The sequence below is a fragment of the Pseudomonas sp. B10(2017) genome, from assembly GCF_002113295.1.
Classification (GTDB): Bacteria; Pseudomonadota; Gammaproteobacteria; order Pseudomonadales; family Pseudomonadaceae; genus Aquipseudomonas; species Aquipseudomonas pudica.
Window position 1 is genome coordinate 403,161 of the sequence record NZ_NEJU01000003.1, and the last position, 15,316, is coordinate 418,476.

The 15,316-nt window shown below is 61.2% G+C and carries 10 protein-coding genes and 1 pseudogene; 6 read left to right on the forward strand and 5 right to left on the reverse strand.

From position 1 onward, the window contains the following. Positions 1-47: 47 nt before the first annotated feature. Positions 48-2,498 (reverse strand): glycogen/starch/alpha-glucan phosphorylase, encoded by a 2,451-nt coding sequence (locus CAF92_RS06595; protein ID WP_046613484.1) that lies wholly within the window; start codon positions 2,496-2,498, stop codon positions 48-50. A gap of 185 nt (positions 2,499-2,683) precedes the next feature. On the opposite strand from CAF92_RS06595, the gene CAF92_RS06600 reads away from it, so the two are divergent. After that, on the forward strand, positions 2,684-3,088 hold the full coding sequence (locus tag CAF92_RS06600; RefSeq protein ID WP_046613485.1) for a YkgJ family cysteine cluster protein: 405 nt from the start codon (positions 2,684-2,686) through the stop codon (positions 3,086-3,088). Between the two features lie 12 nt (positions 3,089-3,100). Here the strand turns inward: CAF92_RS06600 and CAF92_RS06605 are convergent. The 3 genes and pseudogenes from CAF92_RS06605 to thiI all read right to left on the reverse strand — a co-directional run bounded on the left by CAF92_RS06605 (position 3,101) and on the right by thiI (position 8,109). Then, positions 3,101-4,528, reverse strand: a pseudogene (locus tag CAF92_RS06605) (PhoPQ-activated pathogenicity-related family protein). A 178-nt stretch (positions 4,529-4,706) separates the two neighbouring features. Continuing rightward, complete coding sequence (gene typA / locus CAF92_RS06610) at positions 4,707-6,527, reverse strand: translational GTPase TypA (protein WP_013974573.1); 1,821 nt, start codon at positions 6,525-6,527, stop codon at positions 4,707-4,709. A gap of 127 nt (positions 6,528-6,654) precedes the next feature. After that, the gene (gene thiI, locus CAF92_RS06615) at positions 6,655-8,109 is read right to left on the reverse strand and encodes a tRNA uracil 4-sulfurtransferase ThiI (RefSeq protein ID WP_085599850.1); all 1,455 of its coding nucleotides are present in this window, start codon (positions 8,107-8,109) and stop codon (positions 6,655-6,657) included. 491 nt (positions 8,110-8,600) lie between these two features. On the opposite strand from thiI, the gene glnA reads away from it, so the two are divergent. From glnA to ntrC, 4 genes are all read left to right on the forward strand, one after another. Then, entirely contained in the window at positions 8,601-10,007 is a 1,407-nt protein-coding gene (gene glnA, locus CAF92_RS06620; RefSeq protein ID WP_015272115.1) for a type I glutamate--ammonia ligase, read from the forward strand. Positions 10,008-10,180: 173 nt separating this feature from the next. After that, complete coding sequence (gene aroQ / locus CAF92_RS27600) at positions 10,181-11,101, forward strand: gamma subclass chorismate mutase AroQ (RefSeq protein ID WP_143516072.1); 921 nt, start codon at positions 10,181-10,183, stop codon at positions 11,099-11,101. 265 nt (positions 11,102-11,366) lie between these two features. Then, positions 11,367-12,452 (forward strand): nitrogen regulation protein NR(II), encoded by a 1,086-nt coding sequence (gene glnL, locus CAF92_RS06630; protein WP_085599852.1) that lies wholly within the window; start codon positions 11,367-11,369, stop codon positions 12,450-12,452. Beyond that, positions 12,449-13,885, forward strand: coding sequence for a nitrogen regulation protein NR(I) (ntrC, locus tag CAF92_RS06635; RefSeq protein ID WP_046613491.1), 1,437 nt, complete (start codon positions 12,449-12,451; stop codon positions 13,883-13,885). Before glnL ends, ntrC begins: the two co-directional genes overlap by 4 nt. 356 nt (positions 13,886-14,241) lie before the next feature. Here the strand turns inward: ntrC and CAF92_RS06640 are convergent, their stop codons facing one another. Next, a complete protein-coding gene (locus CAF92_RS06640; protein WP_046613493.1) occupies positions 14,242-14,679 on the reverse strand; it encodes a hypothetical protein in 438 nt (145 codons plus the stop codon). Between CAF92_RS06640 and trmL the strand changes: the two genes are divergently transcribed. Beyond that, on the forward strand, positions 14,678-15,139 hold the full coding sequence (gene trmL, locus CAF92_RS06645) for a tRNA (uridine(34)/cytosine(34)/5-carboxymethylaminomethyluridine(34)-2'-O)-methyltransferase TrmL (RefSeq protein ID WP_046613495.1): 462 nt from the start codon (positions 14,678-14,680) through the stop codon (positions 15,137-15,139). The two genes, CAF92_RS06640 and trmL, sit on opposite strands and share 2 nt — an antisense overlap. The last annotated feature ends 177 nt before the right edge of the window (positions 15,140-15,316 follow it).

The window sequence follows — 15,316 nt, forward strand, 5'->3', positions numbered from 1 at the left end:
GTAGGAGCTGGCTTGCCGGCGATGGGCCGCACAGCGGCCCCTTTTCCTCAATCCAGCGCCTTCCAGATCTCGCTGGCATACTCCCGAATGGTCCGGTCCGACGAGAACCAGCCCATCCGCGCGGTATTCAGCACCGCCATGCGCCACCATTCCTGCGGCGTGTGCCACAGCTCCTCTACCCTTCGCTGCGCATCCCAGTAGGCATCGAAATCGGCACACACCAGGAAGCGGTCATGAGCCACCAGCCCGTCGATCAGCGCGCTGTAGCGCGACGGGTCGTCCGACGAAAACACCCCGCTGCGAATGGCCTGCAGCACGTCGTTCAGGCGACTGGACGCAGCAATCGCCGCACTGGCGCCAAAGTCCCCGTCACGCCGCCTGGCCTCCACCTGCTGCGCGGTGAGGCCGAAGATGAACATGTTTTCGGTACCCACCTGCTCGCTCATCTCGACATTGGCACCATCCAGGGTGCCGATGGTCAGCGCGCCATTCAGGCCGAACTTCATGTTGCTGGTGCCGGAAGCTTCGTAACCGGCGGTGGAAATCTGCTCGGAAAGGTCCGCCGCCGGGATGATGCTCTCGGCCAGGCTGACATTGTAGTTGGGCAGGAACACCACTTTCAGCAGGCCGCGCACGGTCGGGTCGTTGTTCACCACCCGGGCGATGTCGTTGGCCAGCTTGATGATCAGCTTGGCCTGGTGATAGCTGGCCGCAGCCTTGCCGGCGAAGATTTTCACCCGCGGCACCCAGTCGGTACCGGGGTCGTTGCGCATGGCCTGGTACAGCGCCACGGTGTGCAGCAGGTTGAGCAACTGGCGCTTGTATTCGTGAATGCGCTTGACCTGCACATCGAACAGCGCTTCGGGGTTCACCGTAACGCCAAGGCGGTCCTGGATGATGCTGGCGAGGGCACGCTTGCTGTGCAGGCGCTGCGCGGCGAACTGCTTGCGGAAGCCGCTCTTGTCGGCAAACGGCACCAGATTGGCCAGGCGCCCTTCCGGGTCGTCCAGCAGTTCAGGGCCCAGCGCCTCGACCAGCATGGCGGTCAGCTGCGGGTTGGACTGGTACAGCCAGCGGCGGAAGGTAATGCCATTGGTCTTGTTGTTGATCCGTTGCGGGTAGAGCTTGTGCAGCTCGGCGAACACCGTGCTCTTCATCAGCTTGCTGTGCAGCGCCGACACACCGTTGACGCTGTGCGAACCAAGGAACGCCAGGTTGCCCATGCGCACCCGACGACCGTTGTCTTCTTCGATCAGCGACACGGCCCGCAACACGTCGAAGTCGTGCAGGCCTTTCGCCCTCAGCGCGTCGATGTGGTAGGCGTTGATCAGGTAGATGATCTGCATGTGCCGCGGCAGCATGCGTTCCATCAGCGCCACCGGCCAGGTTTCCAGGGCTTCGGGCAGCAAGGTGTGGTTAGTGTAGGCCAAGGTGCCGACGGTCAGCTCCCAGGCGGTATCCCAGGGGATTTCATGCTGGTCGACCAGCAGGCGCATCAGCTCGGCCACGGCGATCGACGGGTGGGTGTCGTTGAGCTGGATGGCCGCCGCGTCCGGCAGGTTGAGCAAGTTCTCGTGCATGTTCAGGTGGCGGCGCAGCAGGTCCTGCAACGAAGCCGAGACGAAGAAGTACTCCTGGCGCAGGCGCAGTTCCTGGCCCGCCTCGGTGCTGTCAGCCGGGTACAGCACCCGCGAGATGCTTTCAGCCCGTGCCACCTCGGCCACCGCCCCCAGGTGGTCACCGGCATTGAAACGTTCCAGGTGCAGCTCTTCCAGCGCCCGCGCACGCCACAGGCGCAGGGTATTGACGCTGGCCCCGCGCCAACCGACCACCGGAGTGTCGTAGGCCACCGCCCGCACGGTCTCGCCCGGCCACCACACCTGGCGCTGCTGGCCGTGGGTGTCGTGCACCGTTTCGACGCTGCCGCCAAAGCTGATGGGGTAGATCACCTCGGCGCGCTCGAACTCCCAGGGGTTGCCGAAGTCCAGCCAGTTCTCGGTCTGCTCCTGCTGCCAGCCATCGACCATGGCCTGGCGGAAAAGCCCGTGCTCGTAGCGGATGCCATAGCCGTGAGCGGCAATGCCCAAGGTCGACATGCTCTCCATGAAGCACGCCGCCAGGCGGCCAAGGCCGCCGTTGCCCAGCGCGGCATCGGGCTCGAGCAGGCGGATGCGCTCCAGGTCCACGTCCAGCCCTTCCAGTGCGTCACGGGCAATGTCGAGCAGCCCCAGGTTGCTCAGGCTGTCGTACAGCAAGCGGCCGATGAGGAATTCGAGGGAAAGGTAATAGACCCGCTTCTGGCTGCGGCGATAAGCCTGGCGGGTGTGGTCCATCCAGTGATCGACCATGTGATCGCGCGCGGCCAGGGCGATGGCTTCGAACCAGTCGTGGTCGAAGGCGTGCTCCGGGTCCTTGCCGACCGCGTAGGTCAGCTTGTCCAGTACAGCGGCGCGAAATTCGGCCACCTCGGCGTCACGAGCTTTGGGTTCCTGGGACATGCGGCATCCTCGGGCAAGTTGACGAAAACGGAGGGAGACTGTTGAGCCTAGACCCTTCGACAGGGAGTGACAGTTACCGTTCGCAGTTTTCATGCCCACTCTGCGATTCCGGCAAAAGGTTGTTCATAAATTGAACAATTCCGGTATGATCGCGCGCCCCAAGACCGTGATACACCACCATAACGATGAAAACGACCCTGATCGCCGCAGCCGAAGTCGACCGCCTGGAGACCTGGCAGCGCTACACCAGCAACATGTGCCATGGCTGCCATTCGACCTGCTGCACCCTGCCGGTGGAGGTGAAGATCAAGGATCTGATCCGTATCGGCGTGGTCGACGAGTTCGAGAAAGACGAACCGCCGAAGAACATCGCCAAACGCCTGCAGAAGGACGGCATCATCGAACGCTTCAACCAGAAGTCGGGAATCTTCACCCTGACCCGGATGAGCAATGATGACTGCCTGTACCTGGATCGTAAAAGCCGGCTGTGCACCATTTATGACAAGCGGCCGGATACCTGCCGCAACCACCCCAAGGTCGGGCCGCGGCCAGGTTACTGTGCTTACAAGCCAAAGGTGGCCTCGCGCTAGACCAGCCTTCCACTACCCACCAGCGGGGAAGCTCTTGCACGCACCGCCATGATCCATCGGCGGATGCTCAGGATAAGTCTGCGGCAGCACGCTGACCGGGCTGGTGGCGATGAAGCCGTCAGCAAATTTCGCTTCGATGAACTGCGCCTGCCAGCCTACAGCCGGCGCGGTGTGCCGCAGTGTGAAGCTCTGCATGGGAGCGAGCGTCTCGGACTGGTAGCGCACACCGCAGGCATAGCGGAAGTCGCGGTCATGGCTGTTGCTCGCCGTCCACAGCTTCACCGCCACGGGCGGCTCAGAGAAGCCGACGCTCATCTGCCCGGCATGCCCGCTCGCCGATACCTGCACGCTTGGCAAAGGTGTGCCATCGCGCAAGCGCGTCAGCGCAGGCACCAAGGTGCTGACAACCGCCTGACGCACTCCACCATGGTCCGAATTGGGTAGCACCCTGAGGCTGGTCTGGCCTGGCAAGCGCTGCTGATAGTCAGTGACCGGGTCAGGGGCGAAGAAATCGTCACCGCTGGCGGACACCAGGTACTTGGGAATGGCCAGACGCTGCCCTTTTTCGTTCAGGTACTGCATCGGGTCCATCATCGCCATCAGCCGCTCGAATGCCGGCTGTCCCAGCTGTTGCAGGACACCGGCCTGCTGGTAGGAACCCAGTGCCAAGGGCCAGTGACCACCATAACGCTTGCGCAATCCGGCCAGCATGTACGAAGTATCCGCGACGTCGATCACACTGGGCACGATGGCCATTACCCGCTCATCGGCCAATGCCGTGAGCCATGCGCTCCAGCCGCGTTTGGAGGCGCCAGTGATAATGAAGCGATCAACAGTGAGCCCTTGCTTTTCCAGCTATTGCTCGGCCAGATCCATCGCCCGGCTTGCCGCCGCGGCCATCGGCACGTGCAGTGGCAATTCCGGCGCGGCGCCGCGTAGCGCATGCGCCCAGGTATGGGCCACGGCGTCATCCTCACGCAAGGGCTTCTCGTTATCGTTGAAGGTCACGTACTGATTGGGCACATCGCTGATCATGACCACGGCCATCCGTGCCTTGAGGGCGACTTCGCGTAATGCCTCGCGGGTATAGTCAGGAGTTTGCGCCGGCCCGAACCGCACACCGTTGTTCACAACCAGCAAGGCTTTGCCGGGCACGGCGTTGTGTGGGATATGCAGCTCGACATCATGCTCCCAGCGGTGCGGCTCAACCACCGGGGCTGGCTCCCACACCTGGGAGACCATCTGCAATCGACGGAACCCATAGCCAGGCTCGGAGGCTTGCTCTAGCAATACGGCTTCCAAGGGTGCCTGACGCACCTTGCCAATATGACACTGGACGGCATCTTGCGGACGCGGGTTGGCACAGTCCTGCACGGCACAAGCCTGCACGCCAGCCATCAGGCAAGGGATGGCCAACGCTAAACGATAATTCATGTGCATGCTTCCTGCTTCAAGAAAGCACTTCACGCTAGGCCTCACAACAAGCGCGCACAAGTCGCAAAAGGCCGTGAAAGATGCAACCTACATCCGCTTGAGATATCCCCTACAAAACCCGACAAACAAAAACGCCCCCGACCTTTCGACCGGGGGCGTTCTCGTTTCAGCTCAAGCTAGACGATCAAGCCTTGGCTTTCTTGGCAGCGCGGGTACGCTCGCCTTCGTCCAGGATCTTCTTGCGCAGGCGGATCGACTTCGGAGTCACTTCGCACAGCTCGTCGTCCTGGATGAATTCCAGGGCCTGTTCCAGGGTGTGGCGAACCGGCGGTACCAGGGCGATGACTTCGTCTTTGCCCGAAGCACGCATGTTGTCGAGCTTCTTGCCCTTGGTCGGGTTCACGCCCAGGTCGTTGTCACGGCTGTTCAGACCGATGATCTGACCGTTGTAGATGTCCTGGCCGTGCTCGATGAACAGCTTGCCGCGAGCCTGCAGGGTTTCCAGCGAGTAGGTCAGCGCCTTGCCGGTCTCGATCGAAACCAGTACACCGTTCAGGCGGCCGGACATCTGGCCGGCTTTCATGGTGTCGTAGCGATCGAAGATCGAGGTCAGGATGCCGGCACCGTTGGTCAGGGTCAGGAACTGGTTACGGAAACCGATCAGGCCACGAGCAGGCACGTTGTACTCCAGACGTACACGGCCCTTGCCATCCGGCGCCATGTTGGTCAGGTCGCCCTTACGCAGGCCCATTTCTTCCATGACCTTGCCCTGAGATTCTTCAGGGATGTCGATGGTGACGTTCTCGAACGGCTCCTGCTTCACGCCGTTGACTTCACGAATGATCACTTCAGGGCGGCCTACAGCCATCTCGAAGCCTTCACGACGCATGGTTTCGATCAGAACCGACAGGTGCAGCTCACCACGGCCGGAAACCTTGAACTTGTCAGCCGAGTCGCCTTCTTCAACGCGCAGTGCAACGTTGTACAGCAGCTCTTTGTCCAGACGTTCCTTGATGTTGCGGCTGGTGACGAACTTGCCTTCCTTGCCGCAGAACGGCGAGTCGTTGACCTGGAAGGTCATCGAAACGGTCGGCTCGTCAACGGTCAGTGGCTTCATCGCCTCGACGTGGTTCATGTCGCACAGGGTGTCGGAGATGAACAGCTCGTCGAAACCGCTGATGCAGACGATGTCGCCAGCCTGGGCTTCTTCAACGTCGACGCGGTGCAGGCCGTGGTGGCCCATCAGCTTGAGGATACGGCCGTTACGCTTCTTGCCTTCGGTGTCGATGGCAACAACCGGGGTATTCGGCTTGATACGGCCACGGGCGATACGGCCAACGCCGATAACACCGAGGAAGCTGTTGTAGTCCAGAGCGGAGATCTGCATCTGGAACGGGCCATCGACGTCAACGTTCGGCGCCGGTACGTTGTCGACGATCGACTGGTACAGCGGGGTCATGTCTTCGGCCATGTCGGTGTGGTCCAGACCGGCGATGCCGTTCAGGGCCGAAGCGTAGACAACCTGGAAGTCCAACTGATCATCGGTGGCACCGAGGTTGTCGAACAGGTCGAAGATCTGGTCCAGAACCCAGTCAGGACGCGCGCCAGGGCGGTCAACCTTGTTGATCACGACGATTGGCTTCAGGCCAGCTTCGAAAGCCTTCTTGGTCACGAAGCGGGTTTGCGGCATCGGGCCGTCCTGGGCATCGACCAGCAGCAGCACGGAGTCGACCATCGACATTACACGCTCAACCTCGCCACCGAAGTCGGCGTGACCGGGGGTGTCGACGATGTTGATGTGGTAGCCGTTCCAGTTGATGGCGGTGTTTTTCGCCAGGATGGTAATGCCGCGCTCTTTTTCCTGGTCGTTGGAGTCCATCACGCGCTCGTCGTTGAGCTCGTTACGCTCCAGGGTGCCGGACTGGCGCAGGAGTTTGTCTACCAGGGTGGTTTTACCATGGTCAACGTGGGCGATGATGGCGATGTTACGCAGATTTTCGATCACAACTGTATCTCGATCAGAGGATTCGGTTGCCGCCAGTGTAGGCGGCGAATATGTACGGTTTGAGGCTCAGCGGGCCCGATGGTCGGGAGGGCGATGGCGGATGCTGCCGCCATACAGCCCTGGCGTCTTATGCCGGACGATAAACACGCACATTGGCATGTCCCTCACTGAGCAGGTGGTGTGCGTGCAGACGGCTCATCACACCTTTGTCGCAATACAGCAAGTACTGGCGGTTGGCATCCAAATGCTTGAACTTGCTGTTGATGGCATAGAACGGCATGGCCTGGACTTCGATACCGTCGAGCACCAGAGGTTCGTCTTCCTGGGCATCGGGGTGACGAATGTCGATGACGATCTGGCCGGGCAGCGCCTCGGTCACTTCCTCGATTTCGATGTCTTTGCCCAGTTCATCGATCACATGGTCGATGGATATCAGCCGGGCGCGTTCCAGTGCGCGCTCCAGCACGGCCATGTCGAACTGCTTCTCTTCATGCTCCATGCGGTGGCGCTTGGCGTGGGTGGTCGGGTTTACCGAGATCACGCCGCAGTATTCTGGCATGTGCTTGGCGAAGTCGGCAGTGCCGATCGCGTAGGCCTGATCGATGATGTCCTGCTTGTGGCTGGCCAGCAGCGGGCGCAGCACCAGCTTGTCGGTGGCCGAGTCGATGATCGACAGGTTCGGCAGGGTCTGGCTGGACACTTGGGAAATCGCCTCGCCGGTGACCAGAGCGTCGATCTCCAGGCGGTCGGCCATGTGCGCGGCACCGCGCAGCATCATGCGCTTCAGGGTCACACCCATGTAGCTGTTGTCGACCTTGTTGAGGATCTCGCCGACCACTTCCTCGAACGGCACGCTGATGAACAGCACGCGCTGGCTGCTGCCGAACTTCTTCCACAAGTAGTGGGCTACTTCCATAACGCCCAGCTCGTGGGCACGGCCGCCGAGGTTGAAGAAACAGAAGTGGGTCATCAGGCCACGGCGCATCATCTGGTAGGCCGCCACGGTCGAGTCGAAACCGCCGGACATCAGCACCAGGGTCTGCTCCAGGGCGCCCAGCGGGTAGCCGCCGATGCCTTGGTGCTGGTTGTGGATCACGTACAGACGCTGGTCGCGGATTTCGATGCGCACCAGCACTTCCGGGTTCTTCAGCTCGATGCCGGCGGCGCCGCACTGCTGGCGCAGCTGGCTGCCGACGTAACGGTCGACGTCCATCGAGGTGAAGTCGTGGTGGCCGCCGCGCTTGCAGCGCACGGCGAAATGCTTGCCGGCCAGCAGGTGGCCGAAGTGCTGCTTGCACTTGGCGACGATGTCATCGAAGTCGCCGAGCGGGTATTCCTCTACCTGCAGGAAGTGGGTGATACCGGGGGTGCAGGTCAGGCGCTCGATCATTTCGCGCTGGACTTTCTCGTCTTCGACGCGGGTGACCACTTCGAGATTGTCCCAGACACCATCGACCACGAGCTCAGGGTCGAGGTCCTTGAGCACGTTGCGGATGTTCTTGCCGAGCTGGCGGATGAAGCGCTTGCGCACCGGCCGGCTCTTGATGGTGATTTCTGGGAAGACTTTGACGATAAGTTTCATTGGTTAACAGCGCGCGCAGGGCCTGCCGAAAATGAGGGGCGCGAATTATAGCGGAAATTGCTCAGGATTTGACCAACTTTTGATCAGAAGCTTTCAGATAAATGCAGGGAGCGGGTTTTGCCCTGCCTGCTCCGGCCCTTTCGCGGGCTCGCCCGCTCCCACAGGGACCGCACACATTTCCAAGGTTGTGCTATCCCCTGTGGAAGCGGGCGAGCCCGCGATGAGGCCCTCAAAGAAAGCACACAACTCAAGCAGTGCACACTATTGGTGCGCCTCTACCAAAATTCGCATCTTAAGAGTGCATTCTTACCCGCCAATCCTACGCCAAATGCCCGCAAACGCCCCCTTTTATCCCGCCCTCGCCATTTTCGGGCACTGGCATGCAATTTGCTCCCTTGTGAGGCAGGTAAGCTTGGCCGACTATCCGCGCCCGGCAACACCCTTTTTCCAGGGCAGCGGCCCACCGCGCTCTAGACCATCCGGAGGACAACATGTCGAAGTCGGTTCAACTCATCAAAGATCATGACGTCAAGTGGATTGATCTGCGTTTCACGGACACCAAAGGCACTCAGCACCACGTGACCATGCCGGCGCGTGATGCACTGGAAGACGACTTCTTCGAAGTCGGCAAGATGTTCGACGGTTCCTCCATCGCTGGCTGGAAAGGCATCGAAGCTTCCGACATGATCCTGATGCCGGTCGACGAGACTGCCGTACTGGACCCGTTCACCGAAGAGCCGACCCTGATCATCACCTGCGACATCGTCGACCCTTCGAGCATGCAGGGCTACGATCGCGACCCTCGCGCCATCGCCAAGCGCGCCGAAGAGTACCTGAAGAGCACCGGCATCGGTGACACCGTATTCGCAGGCCCGGAGCCAGAGTTCTTCATCTTCGACGAAGTGAAGTTCCAGTCGGATATTTCCGGTTCGATGTTCAAGATCTTCTCCGAGCAAGGCTCGTGGATGACCGGCGCTGACGTGGAAGGCGGCAACAAAGGCCACCGTCCAGGCGTGAAAGGCGGCTACTTCCCGGTTCCGCCGTTCGACCACGACCACGAAATCCGTACCGCCATGTGCAACGCCCTGGAAGAAATGGGCCAGACCGTCGAAGTTCACCACCACGAAGTGGCGACTGCCGGCCAGAACGAAATCGGCGTCAAGTTCAACACGCTGGTGAAGAAGGCTGACGAAGTACAGGCGCTGAAGTACGTCGTGCACAACGTTGCCGACGCCTACGGCCGCACCGCCACCTTCATGCCGAAGCCACTGTACGGCGACAACGGCTCGGGCATGCACGTGCACATGTCGATCTGGAAAGACGGCAAGAACACCTTCTCGGGTGAAGGCTATGCCGGCCTGTCCGACACCGCCCTGTACTTCATCGGCGGTATCATCAAGCACGGTAAGGCCCTGAACGGCTTCACCAACCCATCGACCAACTCCTACAAGCGTCTGGTTCCAGGCTTCGAAGCCCCGGTAATGCTGGCCTACTCGGCTCGCAACCGTTCCGCCTCGATCCGTATTCCTTACGTCGGCAGCCCGAAAGCCCGCCGTATCGAAGCTCGCTTCCCGGACCCATCGGCCAACCCGTACCTGGCCTTCGCCGCCCTGCTGATGGCCGGCCTGGACGGTATCCAGAACAAGATCCACCCAGGCGATGCTGCCGACAAGAACCTGTACGACCTGCCGCCTGAAGAGGCCAAGGACATCCCGCAGGTTTGCGGCAGCCTGAAAGAAGCTCTTGAAGAGCTGGACAAGGGCCGTGCGTTCCTGACCAAGGGCGGCGTGTTCTCCGACGACTTCATCGATGCCTTCATCGAGCTGAAGAGCGAAGAAGAAATCAAGGTCCGCACCTTCGTTCACCCGCTGGAATACGAGCTGTACTACAGCTGCTGATCTGATCGGTGCCTCGCGCCGATGACATGATCACGAACGGCCTCCTTCGGGAGGCCGTTTTCGTTTCCGTGGCTGCGTCCTCGATTTCATACAGAACCGGCAGATGCCGCTGACATTTCGCCGCCCCCTCAGCACGCAGGGTAGGCGTCCCTTCAGTCAACGGACATCACGCCATGCGCAAACTTCTACCCATGATGATTACCGTATCCGTCCTCCTCATCGGCTGTGGTAGCAATGCCACCGCGCCAGGCCAGGCAACGTCGCAGGTGCTTCACCGCGCCACCGGCAGTTGGGACGGTACCGCCTATGGCAATTACCCCGAAGGGCGACCAGTGCTGTCGCTGGTGAAAGTCAGCATTCCCGCCCACACCACACTTGGCTGGCACTGTCACCAGGCGCTTAATCTAGGTTATCTGACCGAGGGCAGACTTGAGGTGGAAACCCGCGACGGCAAGCGCACAAGCCTGGTTGCAGGCCAGACGCTGGCCGAACTTCAAGGGGAAGTGCACCGCGGGCACACCACTGGGCAGCCCGCCACTGTCATGGTGTTCCACGCTAGCAATGAAGATCTGCCGTTTTCAACGCCAGAAGCCGAATGCCTACCGCTTGACGCGACAAGCGAAAACGCCTTTGACACCCTGATCGATGCTATCGAGAAGCGCCTGGCCACTGCCGAGTCTATTGCCTTGTACAAGTGGGACAATGGCAAGGCTGTGCAGGACACCGAGAGGGAGCAGCAAGTCCAGGCCAGGGTTCGCAACAGCGCATGGCGCCATCAGCTACCAGCCGAGCGAGCTACGCGCTTTTTCGCAGACCAGATCGAAGCACACAAAATGATGCAATACGCCCTGCTTGAGCGCTGGCAGCGTCGAGGCGCCGCACCGGATGCACATCGTCGCGATCTGACAAGCGAGCTACGACCCGAACTGGACAGATTGCAAGCCGAACTGCTGCACTCCCTCGCTGCCTTCGACAAAGAACGAAGGGCGGACTGTGCTCGGCAGCTGGCAACCAAGCTCCGCAAACGGCCTCAACCCGTTGCCCTCAAGCAGGCGATGATTCGTGCCTCGAGCAAACTGTGCGATAAAACCTGAAACCACCTATGCTCCATATTGGTGCATTTCAGGAGCTGACGCCCCCGAATGCACCCCAAAAGCGATCACATGAACCGTTTAATCAGTTCATTCTGGTGCGGTTTTTCCCGTTTCCAGGGCTTTATCGGCAAATTCCGCTTCTTTTCGGAGCCTTGGTTTGTTTTTTGCATTTTTTGCCAAAAGACTGGAATCAGCGGATCCACCGCGCGCCCGACCATGGCCGCGCCCATGCCCGACACGCGCCAAAAGAGGTCGACGACGCCCTATGACCATCAGCGATGCCCAGCACCGTCTGCTTCTGGACAACCTGACCACCGCCACGCTGCTGCTCAACGCCGAGCTGCGCCTGGAGTACATGAACCCGGCCGCGGAAATGCTTCTGGCAGTGAGTGGCCAGCGCAGCCATGGGCAGTTCATCAGCGAACTGTTCACCGAGTCGACCGAGGCGCTCAGCTCGCTGCGCCAGGCGGTCGAGCAGGCGCACCCGTTCACCAAGCGCGAAGCGCAACTCACCTCGCTGACAGGGCAGACCATCACCGTAGACTACGCGGTAACGCCGATTCTGCACCAGGGCCAGACCCTGCTGCTGCTAGAGGTACACCCGCGTGACCGGCTGCTGCGCATCACCAAGGAAGAGGCCCAGCTGAGCAAGCAGGAAACAACAAAGATGCTGGTGCGCGGCCTGGCCCACGAAATCAAGAACCCCCTCGGCGGCATCCGCGGCGCAGCCCAGCTGCTGGCCCGCGAGCTGCCTGAAGCAGGCCTGCGCGACTACACCAACGTGATCATCGAGGAAGCCGACCGCCTGCGTAACCTGGTCGACCGCATGCTCGGCTCGAACAAGTTGCCGTCGCTGGCCATGACCAACATCCACGAAGTGCTTGAGCGGGTCTGCAGCCTGGTAGAGGCCGAAAGCCAGGGTTGCATCACTTTGGTGCGCGATTATGACCCCAGCCTGCCTGATGTACTGGTCGACCGCGAGCAGATGATCCAGGCCGTACTCAACATCGTGCGCAATGCCATGCAGGCGATCAGCTCCCAGAACGAACTGCGCCTGGGCCGCATCACCCTGCGCAGCCGTGCCCTGCGCCAGTTCACCATCGGCCATGTGCGCCATCGCCTGGTGGCGCGGGTGGAGATCATCGACAACGGCCCGGGCATCCCGCCGGAACTGCAGGACACGCTCTTCTATCCCATGGTCAGCGGTCGCCCGGACGGTACCGGGCTGGGCCTGGCCATTACCCAGAACATCATCAGCCAGCACCAGGGCCTGATCGAGTGTGAAAGCCATGCAGGCCACACCGCATTCTCGATCTACCTGCCCCTGGAACAAGGAGCCACCGCCTCATGAGCCGAAGTGAAACCGTATGGATCGTCGACGATGATCGCTCCATCCGCTGGGTCCTGGAAAAAGCCCTGCAACAGGAAGGCATGACCACCCAGAGCTTCGATAGCGCCGATGGTGTGATGGGCCGCCTGGCACGTCAGCAACCGGACGTGATCATTTCCGACATCCGCATGCCGGGCACCAGCGGCCTCGACCTGCTGGCACAGATCCGTGAGCAGCACCCACGCCTGCCGGTCATCATCATGACCGCCCACTCCGACCTGGACAGCGCCGTTGCGTCGTACCAGGGCGGTGCCTTCGAGTACCTGCCCAAACCATTCGATGTGGACGAGGCGGTCTCGCTGGTCAAGCGCGCCAACCAACACGCCCAGGAGCAACAAGGGCTGGATGTGCCGCAGAGCCTGGCGCGCACGCCGGAAATCATCGGTGAAGCACCGGCAATGCAGGAGGTGTTCCGCGCCATCGGCCGCCTCAGCCACTCCAACATCACCGTGCTGATCAACGGTGAGTCCGGTACCGGCAAGGAGCTGGTGGCCCACGCCCTGCACCGCCACAGCCCGCGCGCGGCCTCACCATTCATTGCCCTGAACATGGCAGCCATCCCCAAGGACCTGATGGAGTCCGAGCTGTTCGGTCATGAAAAGGGCGCTTTCACCGGCGCCGCCAACCTGCGCCGGGGCCGCTTCGAGCAGGCCGACGGCGGCACCCTGTTCCTCGACGAAATCGGCGACATGCCTGCCGACACCCAGACCCGCCTGCTGCGGGTATTGGCCGATGGCGAGTTCTATCGCGTGGGCGGCCACGTACCGGTCAAGGTCGACGTGCGCATCATCGCCGCCACCCACCAGAACCTGGAGTCGCTGGTACAGGCCGGCAAGTTCCGCGAGGACCTGTTCCACCGCCTGAACGTGATTCGCATCCACATTCCACGGCTGGCCGACCGCCGCGAGGATATCCCCGCCCTCGCCCGCCACTTCCTCGCCCGCGCCGCCCAGGAACTGGCGGTCGAACCGAAGATCCTCAAGCCGGAAACCGAGGAGTTCATCCGCAACCTGCCATGGCCCGGCAACGTGCGACAGATGGAGAACACTTGCCGCTGGATAACCGTGATGGCTTCCAGCCGCGAAGTGCTGATCGGCGACCTGCCGCCAGAGCTGCTGAACCTGCCACAGGACGCCGCACCCGTAACCAACTGGGAGCAGGCCCTGCGCCAGTGGGCCGACCAGGCGCTGGCACGTGGGCAAACCAGCCTGCTGGACAGCGCAGTGCCGAGCTTCGAGCGGATCATGATCGAGACGGCGCTCAAGCACACCGCTGGCCGTCGGCGCGATGCGGCACTGTTGCTGGGTTGGGGGCGCAATACCCTGACCCGCAAGATCAAGGAGCTGGGGATGAATGTGGCGGGTGGCGATGATGAGGAAGGTGATGACCACTGAGTTCCGGTAAACCCATTGATCCTCGGGGCCGCTTTGCGGCCCCGAACATTTCAGCCCTTCGATGCACCGATCCTGTGCCCGATGCACCTCACTAAGGCACAAACCCCCTCAAAAAACGGCCAATTCACCCTGAAACCCAATATTCATGGGCGTTTAAAAATTGGCACGCCACCTGCAATGGACAGTACATACCCAGTTTCGGGGGCCCTGGTACAGGCAGGCCGGGTGAACCCCTCTTTTATTCGCAACATCGCCAGTTTTGGGGACCTCGGTACAGGCAGGCCGGGCCATCCCCCCTTTATACGCAGTACCCCTTTCGGGGACCCTGGTACAGGCAGGCCGGGAAATCCCCTCTTTTATTCGTGCAGTTTCACCTGCAAACGCCAGCGCCCAGCGTCCTCTGCACCGGCCCACTCGCCGTGCAGAGGGCGCGCGGCCACCACCGTCAACAACAGACCTTCCTTGCTATTCTGCACCCGCCAGCTCACAGGCTTGCCCTGCAGGCTCAGTTGCCCTTGCCGGGCCGTGCCCTGGGCCTGGAACAACAGTGCTACCGTACCGTCCACATTCTCACCATGCAGCTGGGGCTCTTCGTTGAACCACAGCTCCAGGCCATCCTGCACTACCTCCACCTGCTGCAGCTCGCGCTCTTCGGGCGTGGTCAGGCGGCCGATCATCAGCCCCACCATCAAGCCGACGATCGCCAGCGACAGCATCACCCGCGGGAACGCCTTCGAACGCACGTCCGGTTCAGGGGTAGAATGCTCGTCATCTTCACGCTTGGAGCCGTGCATGTTTCACGTCATCCTTTTTCAACCAGAAATTCCGCCGAATACCGGCAATATCATTCGCCTGTGCGCCAACAGCGGCTGCGACCTGCACCTGATCGAGCCCATCAGCTTCGAACTGGATGACAAGCGCCTGCGGCGCGCGGGGTTGGACTACCACGAGTATGCCACGCTCAAGCGCCACGAGAGCCTGGCCGGATGCCTGGAAAGCCTGGGCAATCCACGGCTGTTTGCCTTCACCACCAAGGGCTCGCATCCCTTCCACGAAGTGGCCTACCAGCCGGGTGATGCCTTCCTGTTCGGGCCAGAAAGCCGTGGCTTGCCGACCGAAGTACTGGACAGCCTGCCGGCCGAACAACGTCTGCGCCTGCCAATGCGGCCGGGGTGCCGTAGCCTGAACCTGTCCAATACCGTGGCTGTAACGGTGTATGAGGCGTGGCGGCAGAATGGGTTTTCCGGCAGTTGATACGCTGCCTGTTCCCGCCCTATCGCCGGCAAGCCAGCTTGTGTCTTGAGAGGGGATTAGAATCTGAAGTGAGAGCGGTGAATGGCAAGCTGAATGCCAGAGGTGCCTTGAGCACGTGTGGGAGCACAAGCTGCCATTCACCGTTCCACTTTGGCGAGAGCCCGAACAGTTGGATGA